General features: G+C 32.3%; 15 protein-coding genes. 8 read left to right on the forward strand and 7 right to left on the reverse strand.

The genetic code is table 11. The features are described from left to right. Nucleotides 1–2 precede the first annotated feature (2 nt). The 7 genes from CHB81_RS03765 to CHB81_RS03795 all read right to left on the reverse strand — a co-directional run bounded on the left by CHB81_RS03765 (nt 3) and on the right by CHB81_RS03795 (nt 15,514). Complete coding sequence (locus CHB81_RS03765; protein WP_254920953.1) at nt 3–449, reverse strand: hypothetical protein; 447 nt, start codon at nt 447–449, stop codon at nt 3–5. A 158-nt stretch (nt 450–607) separates the two neighbouring features. Next, complete coding sequence (locus CHB81_RS03770; protein WP_089350562.1) at nt 608–1,249, reverse strand: porin family protein; 642 nt, start codon at nt 1,247–1,249, stop codon at nt 608–610. Nucleotides 1,250–1,316: 67 nt separating this feature from the next. Beyond that, nucleotides 1,317–7,439: a M4 family metallopeptidase gene (locus CHB81_RS03775; RefSeq protein WP_089350563.1), complete on the reverse strand. Its 6,123-nt coding sequence runs from the start codon at nt 7,437–7,439 to the stop codon at nt 1,317–1,319. A gap of 407 nt (nt 7,440–7,846) precedes the next feature. Then, a complete protein-coding gene (locus tag CHB81_RS03780) occupies nt 7,847–9,460 on the reverse strand; it encodes a hypothetical protein (protein ID WP_089350564.1) in 1,614 nt (537 codons plus the stop codon). Between the two features lie 507 nt (nt 9,461–9,967). After that, nucleotides 9,968–10,657, reverse strand: a complete 690-nt coding sequence (locus CHB81_RS03785; protein WP_089350565.1) for a hypothetical protein — start codon at nt 10,655–10,657, stop codon at nt 9,968–9,970. A gap of 100 nt (nt 10,658–10,757) precedes the next feature. Then, the gene (locus CHB81_RS03790; RefSeq protein ID WP_089350566.1) at nt 10,758–11,447 is read right to left on the reverse strand and encodes a hypothetical protein; all 690 of its coding nucleotides are present in this window, start codon (nt 11,445–11,447) and stop codon (nt 10,758–10,760) included. Further along, on the reverse strand, nt 11,444–15,514 hold the full coding sequence (locus tag CHB81_RS03795) for a M23 family metallopeptidase (RefSeq protein WP_089350567.1): 4,071 nt from the start codon (nt 15,512–15,514) through the stop codon (nt 11,444–11,446). Before CHB81_RS03795 ends, CHB81_RS03790 begins: the two co-directional genes overlap by 4 nt. Before the next feature lie 433 nt (nt 15,515–15,947). Between CHB81_RS03795 and CHB81_RS03800 the strand changes: the two genes are divergently transcribed. From CHB81_RS03800 to CHB81_RS03835, 8 genes are all read left to right on the forward strand, one after another. Then, nucleotides 15,948–16,574, forward strand: coding sequence for a hypothetical protein (locus tag CHB81_RS03800; protein WP_089350568.1), 627 nt, complete (start codon nt 15,948–15,950; stop codon nt 16,572–16,574). A 165-nt stretch (nt 16,575–16,739) separates the two neighbouring features. Further along, nucleotides 16,740–16,919 carry a hypothetical protein gene (locus CHB81_RS03805; RefSeq protein WP_089350569.1) on the forward strand — a complete coding sequence of 60 codons (180 nt, stop codon included), beginning with the start codon at nt 16,740–16,742 and terminating at the stop codon, nt 16,917–16,919. A 182-nt stretch (nt 16,920–17,101) separates the two neighbouring features. Further along, complete coding sequence (locus tag CHB81_RS03810) at nt 17,102–18,103, forward strand: hypothetical protein (protein ID WP_089350570.1); 1,002 nt, start codon at nt 17,102–17,104, stop codon at nt 18,101–18,103. Nucleotides 18,104–18,549: 446 nt separating this feature from the next. Next, nucleotides 18,550–20,781, forward strand: a complete 2,232-nt coding sequence (locus CHB81_RS03815; RefSeq protein ID WP_089350571.1) for a pyocin knob domain-containing protein — start codon at nt 18,550–18,552, stop codon at nt 20,779–20,781. Nucleotides 20,782–21,205: 424 nt separating this feature from the next. Further along, on the forward strand, nt 21,206–21,400 hold the full coding sequence (locus CHB81_RS03820) for a hypothetical protein (protein WP_089350572.1): 195 nt from the start codon (nt 21,206–21,208) through the stop codon (nt 21,398–21,400). Between the two features lie 64 nt (nt 21,401–21,464). Beyond that, nucleotides 21,465–21,935, forward strand: coding sequence for a hypothetical protein (locus tag CHB81_RS03825; protein ID WP_089350573.1), 471 nt, complete (start codon nt 21,465–21,467; stop codon nt 21,933–21,935). Nucleotides 21,936–21,954: 19 nt separating this feature from the next. Further along, nucleotides 21,955–22,512, forward strand: a complete 558-nt coding sequence (locus CHB81_RS03830) for a DUF6046 domain-containing protein (protein ID WP_089350574.1) — start codon at nt 21,955–21,957, stop codon at nt 22,510–22,512. After that, nucleotides 22,505–23,809 (forward strand): hypothetical protein, encoded by a 1,305-nt coding sequence (locus CHB81_RS03835; protein WP_089350575.1) that lies wholly within the window; start codon nt 22,505–22,507, stop codon nt 23,807–23,809. The genes CHB81_RS03830 and CHB81_RS03835 overlap by 8 nt, the downstream gene beginning before the upstream one ends. Nucleotide 23,810 lies beyond the last annotated feature (1 nt).

Here is a 23,810-nt window from a genome sequence, read left to right on the forward strand (position 1 = left end):
TTTTATTTCGCCGGATGGTTGCTGCTAAACATGTCACGGTACATCTTCCAACCCTCTTTTGTGTTTTTCCAGATGACAATTACTTTTCCGTCGTCTAGTTTTTTACCTTCCAAATCAGTCATTTCGTAAAAACTTTCCTCTGTTACAGATGTTTTTCCATCTCCATATAAGTGTTGAATAGTAAATTTGACATGCACCTTAGGTCCACCTTTAAAAAAGGAAAGGATTTCTGCGGCTCCACATAACGGTGCAGCATTGGGAGGAAACAAGCAGGCATCTTCGGTATATCTGGTAAGGATAGATCCATCGCCTTTATTAGCGAGATCTGCATAGATCTCATTACTAGTTTCTATAGCCTTTCTGGCAGCCTTTAATCCAGAATCTGTAGTTTGAGCATTACACCAAAAGGTGAACATCAATAATCCGTTTAAAATAAGAGTTTTTTTCATTTGTTTAATTTTTATAGAAACAAAGTAACTTATTCCGCCAGAGAAGAAATTGTAAAATTACGAACAACTATTATTTCAATATCTGATTATTAAATCCATAAAAAAACCACTCCAATAAAAATTAGAGTGGCTTTAGAAATAGGTATAAAAAACTAATTCTATTTAAAAAAATAACCTATTGATATTTGAAAAACCCGATTCTTCATATCATTATTGATGAAATGATTCACATCTCCTTCTTTGAAAACATTAGAATAAGAAATATTATATCTCGCGTCTGCATAAAATTTATCTTTAAATTGATACCCCAATCCAAAGTTTACAGAAGTGTCTATTCCTGTTGAATAATCTTTCAGGTTAAAACTTTCGTGATTTTCATATCCTAAAAAATTATCCTGATATTTATTGTTAGCTTTCAAAAGTATGCCAATTTGAGGTCCTGCTTGTATGCTTAATCCTTTTATTACGTAATATTTTAGCATTACAGGAATGTTTAAATAGTTCAATTCGATTATGCTTTTAAAGTTCGAATTAGTTACATCCAGATCAGAAAAAGAGCTTTTTGTTCCTTGCTGACTGAACAATACTTCGGGTTGAAGCGAGAAGTTTTTTGCCATAGGAATTTCAACCATAATCCCTGCCGTAAATCCAGTTTTACTTGATGAATCTAATTCACTTTCATCAAAAGTAAGACTGGCAATATTTAAACCTGCTTTTACGCCCAATTTAACTTTTTGAGTCTGGGCAATACAAGTCGCACCTAAAAATAATGTGCACAGTATTAGCGTATATTTTTTCATAGTATATTTTTGTTTTAAGAATGGTAACTCTCACAACAAGAGTTACCGTATTCTATCTGTAATTTTGTTACTTCTTAATAACCTTAGCAGTATACTTTTTGTTTTGTACAGTACAGTCTAAAACATATACTCCAGGAGTTAATCCGCTTAGATTAATAATTGATGGCATGCTTGTGTATGATTTACTCCAAACTGCTTTACCATCTACGGCGTAAACATTGATTTTTGTTTCACCTTCAATTTTATCCGCCAAGAAGATATTTACATTATCGACAGCCGGATTAGGGAATACTCTGAAAGGATTTGTAATTTTTCCCATAAGCATTCCTTTTGAATCAAATGATGTCGAAATTCTGTTACATCCATTATTGTTGGTGGTTTGAAGACTATAATTTCCTTCCCAAATTGCAATAATAGATTTTTCAGTTGCATTTGGTATTGGTCTTTCATTTAAGAACCATTGGTACGAAACTGCATCAACTGAAGCTGTTAATTTTTTGTCACTTACAAGCTGAATTTCCGGTACAACGTTGTTTTCAAGAATAGAAATTGTAGTACTAAAAGTTTTACCAATGCCATTTTCATTAAAAACAGTCACAAAATAATCGCCACTTTCTGTTATCACACGAGTTGGTTCTGTTGTTCCATCAAACCATTCATAAGATTTGTATTTTCCAGGAGACAAAACAACTTCAGGACCACAAAGATCTCCACTTTCCAATTCTGATTCGAAAGTATCAAACTTCGCTGTTAGAGTTTCTATCAATGTACATCCGTTTTTCATTACTAATGTAACCGTGTAATCTCCTTCTTTATTTATTTCAATAGCATTAGAAATATCACCTGTACTCCATTTGTATGAAGCAACTTTTAATTTATTAGCTGTAAAATTAGTTGCGGCATCTATGTACAAACTTTTACCCGCATATCCATGAATTACTGGATTGTCAAATATTTTAACATCTGCTGATACGCCTTGATAGATATAGTTTTTTATTTCGTTGTTTGTTGGAACAATGTCATTTTCTAATTTTGCAGCAACATTAAATACATGGGAGTCTCCGCTTGTATCCATTGTAGGTTGTTTCTTGAAAGTATACTCTACACTTTCTCCCACAGGAATTCCAGCATCAACAACTTCTGAAATAGCTTCAAGTGTGTTTGTATATCCTAAATCTAACTGAATTGCTTTTGCTGCAATTGGAATTTGTCCTTCATTGGTTAGCTTAACTTTAAATTCAGATCCGCCGCAGATATCTTTTGGTGACAATATTTGAACTGATACATCCATAATAGGATCGGAGATTAATTTTAAATCATCTAAGACCATATATGAATACCCATCTATTAAAGAATGTCTAAATCGTATCATTACAGACTTTCCGTTATATTTATTTAAATTAACTACTCCTTTTTGCCATTCTTTGTCTGAATGATTTCCTTGATTAGAGATTTTCCATGCTTCACTCCATTCACCTCCTATAGTTTTAATATCTACAATAAGATCATTACTGGCATTACTATCGATTGCATAGTAGAACTCCATAGCAGTTGCATTTTCAGACAGCTTATATAGAGGAAAGATTAATTCGCCATAGTTAGATCCATTTTCAAGCGGATGGTAAAGCATCTTTGCAGAAGCATCTCTAGTATGATCTTTAACAGGAATACCTAAGTATTTGTTATCGGGAGTAACCACAACTCCCCATGGAAAAGTTCTATCACTACGGCTTGAAACAAATCCTTTTGTTCCAAATAATAATCCTTCAGGAATATCTGAAAAAGTTTCGGCTTCTAAGTTTGGAGCTTCTGAAATAACTTCAAAAGTTGCTTTAAGGCTTTCTATCAAAGCTTTTGGCTGTCCGTCTATAAATGCTTTTACATTAATTTCATAATTTCCAGCTGGTAACTGCGGAATACCATTTATTGTACAAACAATAGTTTGATATTGAAATATCTGATCTGCTTTTTTTAACACAATTGGTTCTCCTATAGCTTTACCATTTTGAGAAATTTGATATTCGATAGTAGTATTATTAACCGTATTATAGGATAAATTCTTAACGCTCATAAAAAACTGATGCGAAGGTGCATCTTCATACACTTTTTCTGCTACACTTAAATTAGACAGCTGTAAATAATCTGCTGTTTCTTTGATTTTAATATTATCTACTGCAAAACCGTTAGCAAACAATCCATTATCATCATGTACAAATGCAACAAGGACGCAAGGCTTTCCTGCATATGGTGTTAAATTCACATGGTATTCTATCCAATTATTGATATAAGACATTTTAAATACCTGCTCCCAGGTTTTACCTCCATCAGTACTTACTTTTACATATCCGTCTGAAAGTCTCTGTCCATCGCCAAAACCATCAAATACTAAATGCGCTTCTTTATAATTACTCAAATCTAATACAGGAGAAATCAACATATCGTTTGATGCATCACAATTGCACTTGTCATCATTACTGGCCATAAAATGATCTCGTCCCTCCAGAAACCAACCCGGAGATCCTAATTCCTTACTTGTTCCATATTTCCAACCTCCACTATTATTATTTTCAGAAGTTCTCCATCCTTTATATTGAGTCACATCTTCAAAATCCATTGTATACGGAAGTACAGATACTTTCATATCTTCATTGTTCCAGTTATCGAAGCCGAATGTCAATGAATTATTTTCTGGCTTAACATCCTGAGTCACGTCTTCTGGAAAAACAGAAACTGTTACAGTATTCTTACCATTACTTTTTAGATTAATATTTGGAATAGAATACACTATTGTATCCCTGTATTTTGTAAATTCTAATGAAACTTTTTCAACATTTGAATAAACTTCATTTTGTGCTTTATCAAGAATTTTAACTGTTACATTAACCTGCTCTTTAGATGTTTTGAAATAATTAACGATTTTAGCAGTTACCGTTACATTATCATTATTAACATCACATGTTCCAGCTTCCGCTTTTGCTGTTATTATTCCCAAATCATATGGCGCATTACTTACTGTAATATTATCTATAATAGCTCCTAAAAAACCACTATTATAATCACTCATAACTACGCGGAAACGAATAGCTCCTTTCTTACCCGCAAGTTCATCTAAAGGTACTCTAATTGGTTTTTTCTTGAAATCATTATTAATCCCGGTAAACCATGGTCCTGATAGTAAATCATTGTAATGTAAAGTTTCAGGATAATTAATGCCTTCAACTTTTTTCCAGTTTTGATTATCTTCAGAATATTCAACAATTAATCCGTCATATCCTTTATAAAATACATTTACCAAATCAAACTCAGCATAAGGAGAGGCAATATTGGTAAAATCAAATATTGGCGATTGTAATGCAAAATCAGCATTTGGAGCTATTTTTTCAGTACTTCCAAGCGTGACACATCCCCACAAATATTTCGATTTGGTATCTCTAAAGGAATACACAGAGGGCTGCCATATAAATTTTTGACTTGTTTGTAGTGAATTTGAATACCAGCCTCCCGGTGTTCCTTCAAAGTCCTGATAATACGGAAATTGAACCACAATACCATTGTAAATAGAATTTACGGTGCTGTTATTAGTTGTTACAGGATCTTGGCTATAAGTAACAAAAGCCTCGTAGGAGTGTAAACCTCCTGCAGATAAATCGATGTTACTGTCAAAAGGAATTGTTATTTCTGAATTTCCTTTAAAGGCAGTGTCCAATGTAATATCTTTCCATACGGTTTGATTTCCCGGAAGTTTATTTAAATATCCTACCTTTAATTGAGATCCCGCTGGTATATCCTGACAGCCTAAATTATAGATCGTAATTGCCAAAGGATGACTTGCTGTCAAAGCTTCTCCTGTATATGCCGGAAGATTTAATCCTGCAACTGTTAGGTCAAAATCTTTTTGCGAAGGTGGAACTATAAAATTTGAAACAAAAGAAACTCCATCTTTTGGGCCAAAAGCTGTAATAGGATTAAGATCAAGCTTAATTTCTACATAGTTTACTATGGTTGCACTTATAATGTAAGGGATTTTATCTTGAATTTTTATAGTCCTTTCTTCACCAACTGCAAGATCTTTATCAAAATTAATAGCACCATCGTTAGTGTAAATAACATTATATCTACCTCCAAAACCTGTTGTCATTAACCTTAATTTGTAATTTAAAGTTTGGTTTGCTTTTATTATAGTAGTTCCAGTATTTTTAATGTTAACATAAAAAGGTTCATCCCCTTTTAAAGAACCACAAGTAACTGAAGGGTTTTCAACTGAAACTACGGATATTTGGGTATCTGAATAGGCAGCTCCAATACCAATCGCATACCAGGCATTGGTAACTTGCTTGTATTCGTCAGAACCTAATCCGTATAGATCTTCTGCAACCATTAAAGTTGCCTGGCGCATATCTCTAAAGTTTGAAGAAGGAGATAAATACTCTGTAAGCGTTATGTAGGCGATTTTTTCTGCCTTGGCAAGACCAATAGCCTTAACGTCGTAACTATTACTAAGGTCGTTTACACCTTGTCCACCTTCACTTAAAAGGTAAAACCAATAATTTGTGATTCCACTGTTTATATGTACACCCCCATTATCGTAATTAACAGCTAATGGATTCACCCAATTTACTCCTCCGTAAGTGTCTGGCTGCCCCTGAGCTTTTGGGTTAGACATGTTTCTCATGCTACCATGAGTGTACAATTCATTACCCATCATCCAGATATTTTCTCTTTTGTCTTTTCCAACATAAAACTCAACAGCTACACCAAATATATCGCTGAAAGATTCATTCATAGCACCTGATTCTCCCTGATAGATCAAACCAGCTGTGAAACGTGTTACTCCGTGAGTTAATTCATGCGCTGTAATCCCTAAACCAACATAAGGAGTATCATAACCATCACCAAATTGTGCCCAACCTCCGGTCCAGGAAGCATTTTCGACATTAGTACCTAAATGCGCTAAACCAATAATTGTCATTCCTTTGTCGTCGATACTGTTTCGATTAAATTTTTCACCATAATATTCTATGGTTTTTTGCATACCCCAATGGATATCGATTGCAACCTCATCATTATTTTTATTATGTAAATCTGTCCAGATATTATCTTCATCAATAAATTCTGTAATTACCTCATCTGAAGCATTATCAGCGTGGTTCATATTCCAGGTGTACATAGGCACTTTGTATTTTCCTTGTAAACCTTCTAATCTGTAACCATCAGCATATTGTTTGGTATTAAAAGCAACTTCGCCAGTATAGCGTCCTTTGCCTTTTCCTAAACTTTGACCTGCATAATTTGCATCTCGATTTAGATCTATAGTAAGGATTATTTTTCCTGAGTTTGCATCTACATAAATTGTCTGACTGGATTGTGGATTTGTTGCATAAATGTCAAATTTCCAGGCAAGGTAATAGTCTTTAAGTTCAGAAGAAAAATTAGGTCCAACATAAACCAGCTCCCCCTGCGGTTTTGCGCTAATATCTTTACGAACTAATGAACCTAATTTTTTACTCTCCCAAATGTATTGTTTCGCATTTATTTTTCTAAGCGCAATCTCTAAAGCCGCTGCTGCATTTATTTTATAGTTGCTGCTAACTGACATTCTCTTCGCCGTAGAACCAAATGCATCAATTTTAGTTTTGTTTTCTCTAACCTTATAAATTGCTCCTTCAACAGGAATAGAATTATGAAATTGCTGATAAGTAGCAAGGGTTCTGCCATGATTATCAGAAATTGATTTTAACTGCATTTTATCAGATGAAGATAAATCAAAATCTGCTTTTTTAACTTCGAAGATATTTTTCGCAGTTAAATTTGAAGATTTAGCAAATGATCTGACATTTGTTTTAACTGAATCTTGCGAATTTGTTTTCTCAGCAGTATAATTTAGTTTTTGTCCAAACAATTGCTGACTTTGCTGTAATTGTTTCTTTACTGCTTCACTGTCTGCTGCAGAAAGCTCTACACCATTAACTTTTTCTTCTTTCTGAGTAAAGAGGTTATTAGGATCATTATCCTGACTAGAATTTGGGTCAGCTGTTTTCTTAGAAATCTGATCTTTCGTCTTGCTTGTTGTTGCGCCTTCTGCCGCACCACCTTTTTTGTTTGGAATAGGAGACTGAGCCATTCCGACTGAACAGGCAAAGAAACCCAGCAAAACAAGCAAATACTTGGTCTTGAAGTAAATTTGGTTCATTTTTTTAAATTTAAAATTAATATTATGGTTAGCTTGGTTAATAATTACGCCTTAAATGGTATAGCAAAGCCATAAAAGCGATTTCTAAAAATCAATTTGACAGTTGATTTTCAGGATTATCTTTTGTTATTTTCTGTAGAATCTTTAAAAGGATTTTCTTTTTTGTTTTTGTTTCGTCCAAAAGCTGTTCTAAGCTTTTAGGAGATTCTTCTTTCTTCTTCTCGTTCATTCTTGATTTATTTACATCGCCTTGGTAAATGTAGAATGGACATATATGTTTATGAAAAAAAGAACTATTCAAAAAACACTCACAGGCAAAAAAGCGCCACTAAGAAAACACTCAAAAAAAAATAAGCCAAACTAAATCAATTGTTTAGCTTGGCTTATTTTTTTTTACTTTAATAGTATTAAAATGTATTGAGATGTGTCGAGAGATTTACTTTTTCATTAGTTAAATCAAACTTTTTACGAAGTCTTGTTCGGGAATTTTCAATCGCTTTAAAGGATTGTCCCGTAATTTGAGAAATTTCTTTTGTAGTTAAATCCAGATATAAAAGAGCACATAATCTTCTGTCTTTTGGAGTAAGAGACGGATACTCGTTCTTTAGTTTATCAAAAAAAGATTGATGAACCTGTTCAAAACTTATTTCGAATTCTTTCCAGATATCTATGTTCAGATTCTTTTCCAGACGTTTTAAAACTATATCAATTGCCTGCTGCATTTCTTTGTTAATAGTTTTAAGTTTAATCTGTTTAAGATCTGTAAGTATTTCATTGATACTATCCGTGCGATGGATTTCTGACATTGCTTTCCCTACAAGAACCATATTTTTAGCTTTTAGGTTCTCTTTTAAATCCTGCATTTTTGATTTTAATTTCTCTTGTTCCAGCTGATTTTTGATATTCTTGTTTCGGTATCTTATCAGTAAAATAATTAAAATCAATATCCCAACAACCAACACTAATCCAACTACAGAATATTTGAATATTCTCTTTTGTTCGAGAAGTGTTTTTATTTGCGTTCGGACTTTGTAATCCTGTTCCAGCTTAATTCTTTCGAGATTTACAGCTTTTTCTTCGACATTTATACTGTCGTTGATTGCATTAAATTTCTGAAAATAATAGACTGCATTTTTATAATCTTCTTTACTGATATAAACCTCATAAAGCATTTTATTCAGGTTTAATCCTGAAAAACTATAGACATTTTGTTTCGATAATTCCAGTGCCTTTTTTGCATTTATAATAACAGCATCATAATTTTTCTCTTTTAATTTATACTGAGAAAAAGATTCATACACAAAAGCTTTTACTAAATTATCAGCCGGTTTGTCTACCAAAGAAAAAGCCTGATCAAAATAATACTCAGTATTTTTTTTGTCATTTTTCAAAGCATAAGCTCGTGCTAAGTTCGTGCAGACATAAATTTTTAAAGCATTGTCTTTTAGAGTTGCATTTATTAAATGGGCTTTATGATAATAATGGAGAGAAGAATCAGCATTTTTTTCTAAATATATTGTTCCTATATTATTTAAAATTTTGACAAGCTTAACGGAATCATTTTTAGACTTTTGATAGTGATATACGTTTAAGAAATATTGTAGTGCTTTTTCTTTGTTTTTTCCTAGTGAATAAATAATTGCGAGATTGTTTTCTAATTTCGCCAGTTCCTCAATATTATTTTTACTTTTATAAATATCATGCGCCTTCAGATAATATTTTAAGGCTACATCAAACACCTCTTTTGAAGCATACATTTTGCCCGAAGCTACATAAACATGAGCAAGTGTAAGTTCTGAGTCATTTGTTTTTTTTGCTTCGGCTTCAGCCAATTCAGTATATTTTATGGCTCGATCCCAATCTGTTTTTTGCAATAGTAACGCAATTTTCAGCGACAAATCAACTTTTTTCTGATGATCACTTACAGTATTCAAACCATCTATCAGTTCTTTGGTTGAAGACTGGGAATAAACACTGAATGATTGAAAAAAAAAGAATAAATAAAATAATCGTACCATCATATTAAAACGCTAAAGACGAATTTCAAATTTAAATAAAATATTAGGATTAATGAATCAAAAAGGAGAAGTATCAATTGTGCCAACTTTTAAATTATAACTATTTTAAATCCAAAAAATTGTAGCTAAAAAATATATCGATTCAAGTTATTAATCAACAGTGTTTTTACCTCTTAAAAAAAGTGTTCTTTTAAAACAAAAAACTACTTGTTAGAGTAGTTTTCTTTACAGTTTATTTTTGTTCCAGCTTTACCCATTGGTTATAAGTTGCTTCACCACCTACTCCTTTAATAAAACATTCCTCTCCATCTTTTTTTATATGATAATTTGGTTTTGATTGCTTACAACGTTCATCTTTCTCATTGTAATAAACCTCTAAAACATTATCTTTTTCTATTCCTTTATAATTTCCTTCGCATAAATAATCTCCTCTAAAAGCTTCTGACTTTAATACAATTCCGTTTGTTGTAATTGTAAAGTGATAAGTGGTATGTCCCGTTCCTTCGTTAGTTAATTCGCCTTTGTACCAACTTCAAATTGACCCAGAAATTTTTCAGAAATTGGTGTGGTAAGTTTTACTTTATCGTTTAGTAATAGATCATTATAAAGAGAAATCCCTTCTTTATCAATTTTATTAGTTAAAAGCTTTTTTATAAAAACCCATTTGTCGTTTTCATAAATATAAAAATACGTATGAGCATCTTTCTTTAATTCAAAATCTCCTGATCCATCGTCAAAATATTTTATCGATTCTTTTGGTAAAAAATCAGCAATAATAAAATAATCATTAGTTTTATGCTTTAAAATTTGACTTACTTTATCATTTATTAGTTTTGAATTACCCGAAGCTTGATTTATGTCTTGAAATTGAGAAAAAAATCCTTTTAAATTTGAAACATTCCAATAGTTTTGAATTAACTCAGACTTACCAATATAACTAACACTAAATATTCCTAATTGTTTATCAGAAAAAGAGTAGGTTGGAAATGTCGGAGAATAATCAGGAAGACTATATCCATTACGTTTATATTTTTCTTCTAAAAAATCAATTGGAGCTGATTTAAAATCGTCACCTGCCTTTTTAGAGATTTTATTTTTACTGCTTTCCTGATCTTTATTATCAGTCTTATCAATATCTGCTTTATTATTTTTACAAGAAAGAAAAACAAAAAAACATAAAGCACTAACCAAATGACGCATATATAATATAATTAGATTTACAGTAAATATAGTATCTTTTTAAACTGTGAAATTCTTTTAAAACAAAAAAACCACCTGGTTAGAGGTAGTTTTTTTGTTTTTAATTTATCTTTTGCTTAATTTCATCAATACTCATAAACTCAAAATTTCCTATTTTTTCTTCCATGATATCAAGATCCTTTTTATCACTACTAAAATATATAATAGGTGTTTTTTTTTGATTTTTGCTCATTTTTTTTTCTTCATAATCAGGAATACCATTTTCAATAGTTGTTAAAAGTTTTTTATCTTTTAAAATGATATCACTTATATCATTAGATAATCCCCAATATTTCTTATCCTCATTAAGAATAATTGGATCAAAATTAAAAATAATATTAGATTTTAAATTCTGATTATCAATATCATAAAATGCACAATCAACAAAACCTTCATCTGATATAATTTTCACCATTTCTAACGCAGGATCGTCATCTATATTTACAAACCATTTTTTGTTTGACTCAGAATAAAACTTATCTATTAATTTAATTTCCTCGTTATTTGAAAACCAATACTCATTATATTCTCCTTTTGTCTTGTCGATTGTTAAACATATAAAAATAGTAACATCATTGTTTAAGTTTACTTTTTTTGTATTAAGAATTTTTAGATTTTCAGGTATGCTGCTTTTGATTTTTTCTGAAGTTTCAATTTTTTCAGGTTCCAACATATTTTTTTCTTTTGAACATGAAACTAATATGAAAAAAGCTGAAATTATACAAAAAAATTTTTGGGTTAAATTGATCATATCTGGTTTTCTTTTTTTGGATTCAAATCTACAATTAAATCTTTAATTTCTTTTACTGGATCTACCCTTCCTCTAAATTCTTTTGTTTTATCTCCCCATTCTTTTAATGGTCTAACTTCAAAATGCAAATGTGTTTTTTCTTGTGTTAAATCTTTTGCGTTTCCTGATTTACCAGTATATCCGATAATTTCTCCTGCTTTTACCCAAGATTTATCAGCTATAAATTCACTCTTATTTTTCAAATGAGAATATGAGAAAAAATATAATTTTGATTCATAATAACCTTTCAATACTACAGTATTTCCATATCCTCCAGCTGTACTGTTAAATACAATTAAACCATCAACACAAGCTCTAACTGGTGTTCCCACTGGTGCGTATAAATCAAGACCTTCATGTTTTCCTGAATCTCTAGTGGGAGTATATCCGAATTTACTATCATTGAGTCTCCAAGTACTATACCATCCTCTCAACTCCATTCTATCTAATGGATTCCTCCAGATATTTCTACCATATTTACCATTCTCTAAACTAATATAATACTCATCAATCAATTCTTTTATTTGTATTCCATTCTTTGTTTTGTCGACATCTAGACTAGCATTTTCATTATAATTAGTTGTTCCTAATTCATATATTGTTTTATCTAGCCCTCTTCCGACATATGCAGGAGCAAAAACAGCCATATAGATCTCTTCCGGGATAGTTGGTAAAATGGCTACTGCATTCATATAATCCTCAACTTTAGTTAATTGTTCTAATTGGGTCATATTTGCAAACTTAAGTTTTAATTCATTAAGTACATCCATTCCACCTCCTTTGTATTCTCCCATATCTGTAAGTGCTTTTTGTGTAAATTGAACTAATCCTACTGCATGTGAAATTCTATTCCCCTTTTTATCATACGTAATAAATGAATCTTTAGTAAGTTGTTCTTTTGGAACTAATTTTTTACCTTCAATTTGGTGTGGAGCAAAGGTACCTCCAGTTTCTCTATTCATTACAGCCATAAGACCATTTGCCATTTCTAATGTATTTTTTGGCCAAAGCTTTTTACAAATTTGTACAACTTTCACTCTAAATTCTTTATTCACTTTAGCCCCCCAAATTAATTGAGGATTATTTTCATCCAATTTTTCTTTCTTACTTTCATCATGTTTAACATTTACTACAATAGCATTCAAACCATTCTCCAAAGAAATTTTAGATTCAACACCTTCAATTCCAATATAAAATGTATCCATCAATCCTGATAGTACGCTTATTTCCTTCCAATTTTTGTTTAATGTAAAATTAATTACAGCAACTCCTTCATTGTCTACAATAACTTTAGTGCTCTGTTTGGGATGATGAACATCTTTATAAATTTTCAAATTCACAGCTTTTCCAACCATATTTAAAGTCTTAACTATTCCTGTTACTTTTGCTCCATAAGGAACTTGAGTAAATGGATTTACACGATTACCATCATACATGAAATAAGCATCCGTTATTTTTGCACTTGTGGTAACATTTAATAAAGTTTCTTTATAAGCGTTGGCATTTTCCTTAAATAAATAGGGCACATTTCCGTTTTGAATTCCTTCGAGTTCAAATCTAATTTTGGCAGTTTTTCCATTTTTAAGTCCAAAATGTTTCTGCAAACTGGCATCAAATTTTAAGATTTTATTGATTTCACCATCACCATTTGTTGCCGTATCATTATGATAATTAACGACTTTACTGTCATTTAAATAGAATTTAATTCTTACCGCTTGATTCACATATCCTGGAATACTTGCCTTGATATGATTAATCTCTCCGGCAAAACCAGATGTGTTCTTTTTATTGCCGTCATTATAAGTCCAATAAGCTTCGGTTACTTCCGGATGTTTTACAAATATTTTTTTGCTTGATGTTGATTTAGAACCTTGTTTAACATTACTATAAGCTTCAATTGTAAATTCACCTTCTTTTTTAGGAATCGAAAAGGTAAAAGATTCTCCTTTAACCAAATATTGCTTTCCTGCATCATTATTTTCTAATTGCAATGGTAAACGATCTGGTACGTATATTTTTCCATTTTTATCATAAACCAGCCATTTAATGTTTTGTTTTTCTTGCAGAGTCGCTGGCTCAATTTTAAAGTTTTGAGCTTTAAATATGGGGTTTTGATTTGTTATATTCCATAAATAAATATCCTTTTCGGCCTTGTTCTCTGTTATCTCGATGCTATTAATAAAGTTTTTGATTGTCTTAATACTGTATTTTTGATTCAAAGTATATTGATCTTTACTAACAACTTTAATACTGTATTCTCCAAAATTTGGCATAGCAAGCTTAACAATACCCGTTGAATCCAATTCTTGTTCGTCTGAAATTGTGGTTACTTTATCTGCGTTTATATAAGCAATCTGATAATAAAGTTTTAGTGGATTTAATGTTTTTACTTCAGGATTTTTTAAGGTTACTTTAAATGACTGTTCTTCAGTAAAAGGTCTTACAAAAGTGGTTTTAATAGTTGCCGGAGATACGATTATAATTTCCTGAGCAATTACTTCTACTTCTACAAAAGCAGATAATTTTACAGCTTCCTTATCCTTACTATTTGATCCTGGATTTCCACCGTAAGCTTCAACTTTATATTTTCCTGGTGCATCAAAATTATAACTAAACGAAGTTCCTTCATTTATAAAAATAAACTCTTGATCTTTGTTTTTTTTCTTTTTATTTTCTTTGTAAACTATCCAATTAATGTCTTCTTTTTTATACTCATTATGCTGCTTTATAAGAGCCTCATCAAGAATAAATTCCAGACTTTCTCCAACAATAAATTTAGTTGCATCAGTATTTTTGATTTTAACAGCTCCTTTCCTTACCGCTCTTCCCGTAATTTCCTTGTTATTTATTTCTTTTAAGAAAACATAAACATTTTCTTTCCCAATTTCAGCATAAAGTCTATCTGCGCTTAAATTAGGATATATCTTGGTTTTAGTGGTTATTGTAATGGTGCCTGGCAACTTATCAAGCCCTTCCACTTCTTTTAGTAATAAAAACAGTTCGTTGTATCGCTCAAAAAGATTGGCAACATTAACTGCTTCATTCTTTAATTGTTCTTTAATTAATTTCCAACGATTTTTACCTGCTTGAGAAATTTTTCCTTTAAGGATATTATTATCAATTGACTCAACCATTTTTTTGCGAACATCATCCCAATTAAAATTTTGAGAAGTTATAGGTATCTGATTTGATTGTTTCAGCATCGCATACATATCTGTAAACAGTGCATTATTTGGTTTACCATCAAAATCCTGAACTTTAGCTTCTTCACCAAAAGCCTTAGAAATGCTGGTCCAATATGCAATTGCAGCAAAATCTTTTTCCTTAATAGCCTGAGTTAATTTCTTTTCGATTTCTGCTATTACAGTTTCTCTAGTTGGTTCTCCACTATTTGTCTGTAGCATTTGTGGAACGGCTAAAGTTTGCTGATCTGCTACATTTCCATAAGTTTGAGTCGTTGTACTATTGCTAAAATTCAAAACGCTATTTCCTGCTCCTAATGTCGGAGAAGTAGTGTTTACAGATGCGGCTGAACTCAATATTGTACTGCCAGTGGTATCTGCAACGCCTTCTCCGATTGAAGCGCTGGAATTTGAAGTTGTTGTCTCTAAAACCGAAGAAGTATTACCAACTTGCTTAAGTGTGCTGTTGGCGCCTTCCCCAGCTGAGACTATATGATTTGGCATTGTTCCCTCAGAAATCGAAGAAGTATTGCTTACCGATACTAATTGTTTTCCGTTTTTTTCGGCAATAGTATCGATAGCGCCTTCTTCGATTGAGGTACTGGAATTATTTGCAATAGCAGTAGCGTTTAGGGTTTGTTGCTCCTGCCATATTTGCACTATGTCTTTTTGCTGGCTCATTTCTTTTGAAACTTTGGCTAACTCTTTTAGAATAGCTTCGGTTAAGTTTTCTGAGCTTTTTATATCAGCACTATTTTTTATTGAAAGATTGAAATTGTGAATTGCATTTTTACTCATCGCTATAGTATTTTTTCTGGATGTAAAAGTACTATCGATATGCGTCATTTTAAAACTCCAAAGCACTTGTATTCAGTAGTTTCAGTAAGTTTAGTTTCTACTGAAACTACTGAATACAGATGACTTTTTCTTGTTCATTTTCTATTCTTCTACCTTACTTTTACACCCTCAAATATCAAATAAAAGACATCATTTTAAAGGCAATAATAACTTGTCAACTCTCCTTTTATTTCCTCCAAAAACAATCACAACATTTTGTATTAATCATTTCAAAAACAATAACCATTATGGATAATGTATTAGCAATTGGCATCAGCAAAATGCCTAAAATACCTGACAGAACTAGTTTTCATTTTTTGCCAAATCAAACATTCAAAGAAAACATTCGCACTCTATAAAAACCAAAAATCTACTCATTATAGAGGTAACAACAACAAAAATTCATTAAAACTTAATTACATAATCTAAAAAAAGAAAAAAAATGGCAATACAAACATTAAAAACTATTAAAAGCTGGTTTAGAACAGGTTTAAAACCTACACAAGCTCAATTTTGGGATACTTGGGATTCCTTCAGACATAAAAGCGAAAAAATTCCGGCAAAAGATATTGAAGGGATTGATACATTATTTGGAGATAAAATTATTCCATCCGGACAGTTTCTAATTTTTAAAGTTGATCCAAATACAGGTAATGAATTAGAAGTCGGTGACAGCGTAATAGGATATTGTGAAGGTAATTTCCTTGGCGAAGCAACCTATTACGGTGGAGATACAAGTTTGATGAGCAGTTTTACTAAATCAAACAATCTTGTGGGGAGAATTATATCATTCGATTATAACGATCCAAACTACGGTGACTTTATTATTTATGAAGTTAATGATGAAGTATTGCAAAGGGCTTATAGCTGTGGTACCTATAATGGAGTTACACTTATGTCTAAAAGACCAGGACAACTCGAATTTTCAGTAGAATATTTTAGTTCTTCCTACCCAAAAACATCTGTACAATGGCTTGAATTAACTCCAGGTACTATTATTAAATTAAGAGATACTATTGGTGACTTTGACGATTCGGCAGAATTTATAATACCAAATAAAAAACCATAGCAGATCATTACAAAAGAACGATCCCTAAAATCCGAATTGGTCAAATAAAATTTTCAAATTCTATTAAACCACTTATTCAAATAACGCAAGTATTGGATTCGGGTTTCCAAAACTTAACATTACAGGACAATATTAAATTATTTAACTATCTAAACTTATAAAAAAATGGAAAACATTATTAAAAATTGGAAAACAACACTTGCAGGAATTATCGTAGGAAGTGTTGCAGTGGCAGTTGCTCTGGGTTATATCACAGCCGAAGTTGGCGGACAAATAACGAGTATCTGTATTGCTTTAGGGCTAATTGTTAGTAAAGATGGCAATAAAACCGGAGTAATAAAATAAGTTACCTCCTTAGACGGCGCAAACTAAAATAGTTTGACCAAATTTATAAAACTCTCATATCCGTTCTGAATTAGAACATTCAAAGCCATCAGAGAGCATAAATTCTCTGATGATCTTGAGTGTTTTGTTTCTAAATCCGTGAAGGCTAACTAAAAAAACAAATAACAACACAATCTAAAAATATGGCTTTACAAACATTAAAAACTATTAAAAACTGGTTTAGAACTGGTTTAAAACCAACACAAGCTCAATTTTGGGATACCTGGGATTCTTTTCGACATAAAAGTGATAAAGTTCCTGTAGGTGATATTGAAGGCATTGACGAATTACTTGATTCTAAGACAGACGAATCTGATTTTAAAACAATCAATGGTGAATCAATATTAGGTTCTGGAGATATAAGTATTGATGGTGGAGGTTCTCAGGATTTACAACAAGTACTTAATAAAGGAAATAACTATAGCACCTATGGGCAAAATGATTATATGCGCCTTACAAATCAATATGCCCCTGGATGGCAATTTAATGAAATGCGACTTATGCCAGGAGGAATTAGAGTAGAAAAATCACATGGAGGCAATACAACTGGTATCGTTTATGGAAGCGGTGATATCAGTTCGCTATATACAAGAAGTGATTATGCTAATCAAACAGGTTTTAAACTTGATACTGAGGGTCTGCTTTTAAAAACCAATATTTCTCAAAGCGGTACCGGTATAATTAAATCCGATAATTTATCAAAACTTACAGACTATCAATTACCGGTAGAAACAACAGAACCATCAATCACGCTTGTTTCAAAAGTAAATGGTATTCCTGCTGATATAAATGGTAATGTTGTGATTTCACTGCCTCCAGTAAAAACATTTATTGCAAATATTAATCGGATTGGCACAAATGAACCCACTGTTAAAGTGATTTATAATGACACCGGAGCTACATTAAACCTTGTAAAAACATCGAATGCAGGGCAATTTGTGGGAACTTTTTCTAGTCCAATTTTTCAATTTAAAAAAGTTCTATACTGGGTAGATGGAAAAAACATTAGTGAGATTTTAAGACTGGCAGCCTTAGGCGGAGACACTTTCTTTTTTGGAACGGCGACTTTATCATCTGCAGTCACAAATAGTTATGTAGATATTAATTTAATTAATGCATACATAAAAATAGAAATATACCCTTAAACTAAGAGAAAACTTTTAACCTTGTTTCTTAGAATTGGTAATTCCTATCTAAATAGTATTAAAAGATTTTACCAAAAAAAAATAAGAGAAATCTAATAAAAACTCTCTAACAAACATCTAATTTCTCAACAATTTAATTTAAAACAAAGCCATCATAAAAGGATTAAAAAATCTCGTAATGATGGCTTTTCACTTTATAAATTCACAAGAAACACCTCTATTAACAAAGCTGTCTCTTCTAAAAAATAATCTATTAAATCACAACAATTTATTGGTTTTACTTTCTACTGAAACTACTGAAAACGAGTCACTTATTTTTTGTATTTCAGACACCTCTTCCCTATTTTTACATACTCAAATTCCCGTACATTCCGTACAAAACACTACTAAAAAATCCGGGGTTCTCAAAATCTACAATTTAATTTCGTAATCAATTCCAATACAATATGGCAACAAATATCAATACTATTTTAGGTTGGTTTAAAACCGGCAAAAAACCATCACAAGACCAATTTTGGGCTTCCTGGCAAAGCTTTTGGCATAAGGACGAGGTAATACCTCAAAACAGCATTAGCAATCTGGTAAATACATTAGATACTAAAGCAGATAAATCACAAATTGAAGCTCATAAAGTCGATAAAACGGCACATATCGCTTTGTTTGAAACTAAAGAAGATAAGATCCTAAAAGGTGCCGCTGACGGATATGCGCCATTAAACAATTTTACAAAATTGGCCAGTCAATATTTAGATATTGTAAATGATTTAATCTCCGGCGGTTCTACCTCTCTTTTAAGTGCCGAACAAGGCGTAATTCTGCAAAACCAAATTAACAATATAAAGGCATTGTTAGCTTCAGACAATAGTAACTTAAATACTATCCAGGAAATTGTTGATGCGATTGAAACCATCCAAACTTCATTAAGTTCTATTTTAGTAAATGATCTGACTACTGGAGGAACAACCAAAGCTTTGACTGCCGAAATGGGAAAACTATTGCAAACTACAAAAGTGGATAAATCTACCGGGAAAAGTTTACTTGCAGATACCGAAATTACCCGTCTTGCGACACTCTTTAATTATGTTCATCCAACAAATCATCCACCAAGTGTTATTACTCAGGATGCAAATAATAGATTTGTAACAGATGCCGAGAAAGTAACCTGGAATGCTAAACAAGCTTCACTTGGATTTACTCCTGAAAATGCAAGCAATAAAAATGTAGCAAACGGATATGCCGGACTTGGCGTTGACGGAAAACTAATCTCTTCACAAATTCCTTCGATAACTATAAATGACACTTTTGTTGTTGCTTCAGAAACCGAAATGTTGGCTTTAACTGTAGAAACCGGAGACATCGCAGTAAGATCTGATTTAAATAAATCTTTTATTCTAAAAGGAAGAAATCCAGCAGTAGTATCAGATTGGCAGGAATTACTTACACCAACGAGTGATGTAACAACCGTTTTTGGTCGTAACGGAGCAATTACAGCTCAAACAGGAGATTATACAGCAGACCAAATCACGGAAACAGCAACAAAAAAATTCCAAACTGCGAATCAACAAGCTTTTAATGATGCAACGTCCAGTATTCAAGCACAATTAAATTCAAAAGTATCAAATGCAACCCATACAGGTGATGCTACGGGAGCAACAACTTTAACGGTAAAAGGGATTAACGGAACTTTACTTTCAGAATTACCAACTGGTATTTTAAAAAACACAAATGCAACTGGTGTTCCTGTAATTGCAACGGCGAGTGATTTTCCAATATTAAACCAAAATACCACAGGAACAGCAAATAATGCAACAAATCTTGGCGGACAATCATCTACATATTATGCACCAGTTAATTCGCCAACATTTACAGGAATTCCAACGGCTCCAACACCATCATTAGGAACTAGCAGCAACCAAATAGCTACTGCAGCTTTTGTTGCTGCTACAAATTTAGACAACGTAAAAACATCTGGAAGTCAAATCATAAATGGCAATAAAACGCTTAGTGGTTCTACATTATTTGATGCTGGGGCGATCTATTTAAAGCAACCATCTGCTTTAGCATACAATATGATAATTACGCAACCAGATGGAATAATGCTCACTCACAATTCAAATGGTAATTTCAGCACCGAAGTAAACTCACATGGTATAAAATTTGGCAGAGCAGCTATTCAGGCAGAGTTAAATACCGATAATTTAACTACTTCGAGAAGTTTTCTAATGCCAGATAAAGCCGGAACAATAGCATTAAAAGGAGATTTTTTAACACTACCGAGCGGTAACTATACAAGCCCTCCGCTGATACTTCCAGGTGGAATTTTAACTACTACTCCACAAGATGGAGCACTCGAACGTGATTGGAACGGGACATTATGGGAAACTCATGGAGGCATAAGAGAAAAAATAAATGTTCCAGATGTTCCTTATAAAAGTATCACCAATCTAAACACATTATTTACAAGTTACAGACGAAGTTCCGTAAATACTTGCCAGGTAAATTATCAAAGTGAATTCGCTCCTGATACTTCTCCATCATGGGGAATGTTGACAAGTTGCAAAACAGATGATGCCGGGGATTATGGTACTCAAACCTATATTTCGATGGGAACAATACCTAATACTTATGTTCGAAATTGCAACAATGGAACATGGTCTGCATGGGTGAAATTAAATTAAGCTTCACATTAGAAAATAGATATCAAAAGCAACATTAATCTAAAGCTTACGCCAAAATCGATTGAAAAGTAAAATCCCTTTTCTCGATTCTGGCGTATTTTTTTGACACGAAAAACCTAGTTTGACTAATTCAAAAAATCGGTGATTAAGTCCTCTCCAAAAAATCACACAAAAACAACAATAAACACCTTAATAACAATTAGTTAATTGTAATTTATTTTCTACTGAAACTACTGAAAACACAACTCCAATTTTTCGTTTTTCAGACACTTCTGCCGTATTTTTACATACTCTAATTCCAACTATTAGTTTGCCGAAAAGGCACAAAAAAAGCTCCTGCTTTCAAAATATTTCTGAAAGTGGACACCTCAACTATACACGTAATTCTAATCATCATATTAACAATTAAAACAATAAGCGAATCATGGATTATACACCAAAAGATTTAGGAGAAACACCTAAAACACCAGACATGAGTAATTTCAAAAATCCCTTAATGCAAGCATCAGAAGCAAGCATTTTTATAGAAAGCTTTAACATCGCGCCTTTAAGTGTATCCGAAAAAAGCGAAAGTCTGACCGAAGCCATTAAAAAAGAAAGCAGAGACAGCAATATTTAAGATTCAAAAATTACAAAGCTTAATTCTTCGAGCAAAAAAAACAAAACCGCTAAAACCCATAAAAATGTCAGACGAAACAGTAATACAAAACCTAAAAGAAAAATACGGAACCGTATTAAAACTTACCTCAGCCGATCAATTGACAATTGCTTATTGCAAAAAACCTTCGTTCGATATCTTCTTAAACTATCAAAATCTATACAAAGACAATCCGCACGAAGCGATCTTGTTTTTATTTAAAGAATGTGTTCTTGATCAGGAAAACTATGATGATGAATTCATGCTTTCGGCAGGAAATTCAATTGTTGCTATGATAAAAAAAGACAGCGAATTTACGATAGATGCAACTCCGCAAAAAGACGAATTCAAAAAATCGGCTGCACTTATTAGACAAGCTTTTCAGGTCGATCCTTATCAGCTTTCTATGGATGAGTTTTACAAACTTCTGGAAGAAGCTCTCTGGTTACAAAAACACAATGAGAAAAGAATGGAAAACACACTTATGACCGCTTTTGCACAAACATTTTCAAATTAAAAACAAAAAATAAATCATTATGAAATTCAATTTTAATGTAAACGAAATTCTAGATACCAAAGATCCTGAATATACTGGTATTAATTATAACGAATCTGAATCAAAAGATTTTATTATCGACAAAACCGGAGGCGAATTTAACCTGAGAGTTTTTGCTCCCCTGGTTTTTGAACCTCTTGTAAAAAGCGATCTTAATTTGCCAAGTTTACGAATCGATGCCGTTACTGTAAATCTAAATCGTTCAAAAGTCATCAAAAAAGAAAGCATCGAAGGAAGAGATTCTACCATAAAAGAACACATTACAAATGGCGATTTTAGCATTTCTATCGAAGGATTAATTGCAAGTGAAACCGGAGATGAATATCCAAAAGAAAAACTTTTTTTATTGAAACAATTCTTAAATGCGCCATATTCTTTAAGAGTAACACACGCAATTTTGAACCGATTTGGTATTTATGAACTTGTGATAGATTCGTACTCAATTCCTTCTATTTCAGGGACAAAAAATATTCAAAAATTTACTGCCAGCGCCACTTCAGACGAAACTGTAGAACTAATAATCAGAGACAATGTTTAAACTAAATGCGAGAATTAAAGTCTACGAAACGATAAGACTTATTCCAACTCCCAAATATTATGAATTTACTTATGTCAAAAATGTCGACATAAACAGTTCATACAAATCACTGACTGATACAGCAACTCTTGTAATGCCAAAAAAAGTATATACGGATACTAAAGGATTCGATCAAAGCTTGTTTGCAAATGCGAGCGGTGAAGAAAAAACAATTCACGACTTTTTTAAACTGGAAAATTATATCGAAATATTCTTAGGATATGATGGCGATTACAAACCCGCTTTCAGAGGTTATATCACAGGAGTTCAATCAGATATAACAACTGCTACAATAACTTGTGAAGACACAATGTATGCTTTCAAAAAAGTAAAAGCCGTAAAAGATGACGACGTTCAAAACAAAAATGATGTTCTAAATCTTGTCGCAACAAACCCAACCACAAATGTTGAAAATTTTAATCCTAAAACTTTTTTCGAAAAAAGAATCAAAGAACTAAAACTCCCTTTTAAAGTAAATGCACTTGACGAAGAATTGGGTAATATACTGGTTAACAGAAACCAAAGTCTGGCACAAGTTTTTGAAATGCTAAAAGACAAAGGAATCTATACTTATTTTAAAACCGAACTAACCGGTCCCGTTCTTACCATTACCAATAATCCGCAACAGCATACTTTTGCTGAATTGGGCGGATTTATCACTCGAAATTTCATCAAAAGTCCGTTGGCTGGAACACTTGTCAAAAAGTTAATCAATCAGGGACTTAGTATTTTAAGTTCTCAATTGGATAAAGCCGGAAAATCAATTTCCTCAAGTTTCCCTGGAAAAGCACGTTTTAGATTTCGTTATAATATTATCGAAGACAAATTAGTTGTCGTTAACGAATCTACAAAAAACACGCGTACTCGAGTTGAGAAATACTTTAAGAACTCAAACACTCCAATTTACATTGAATTGGGCGATCCAAACGGGCAATTAACAAAAACCCATATTTTGCATAATGATACTGACGATTTGCCAAATGATCCAACCGCTTTCAAAAAAGTAACTACGCAAATAGCTTCAGAGTTGTATCAATATGCCGCTTTGAGAGCAATGGAATCTAAACCAAGCGGATTCGAAGGTTCTTTCCTGACTTTTGGTGAACCTTTTGTGCGACCTACAGACAAAGTGATTCTTGAAAACGCAAAGGATAAAGAAAAAAATGGAACTTTTCAGGTCGAAAAAGTAGAACGAAGCTTTGGCGAAAACGGTTACAGACAAAGGATTTTTATAGGACGAAGAGTAGAAGCAATTTAAA

The sequence above is a fragment of the Flavobacterium sp. ov086 genome, assembly GCF_900187965.1.
Lineage (GTDB): Bacteria > Bacteroidota > Bacteroidia > Flavobacteriales > Flavobacteriaceae > Flavobacterium.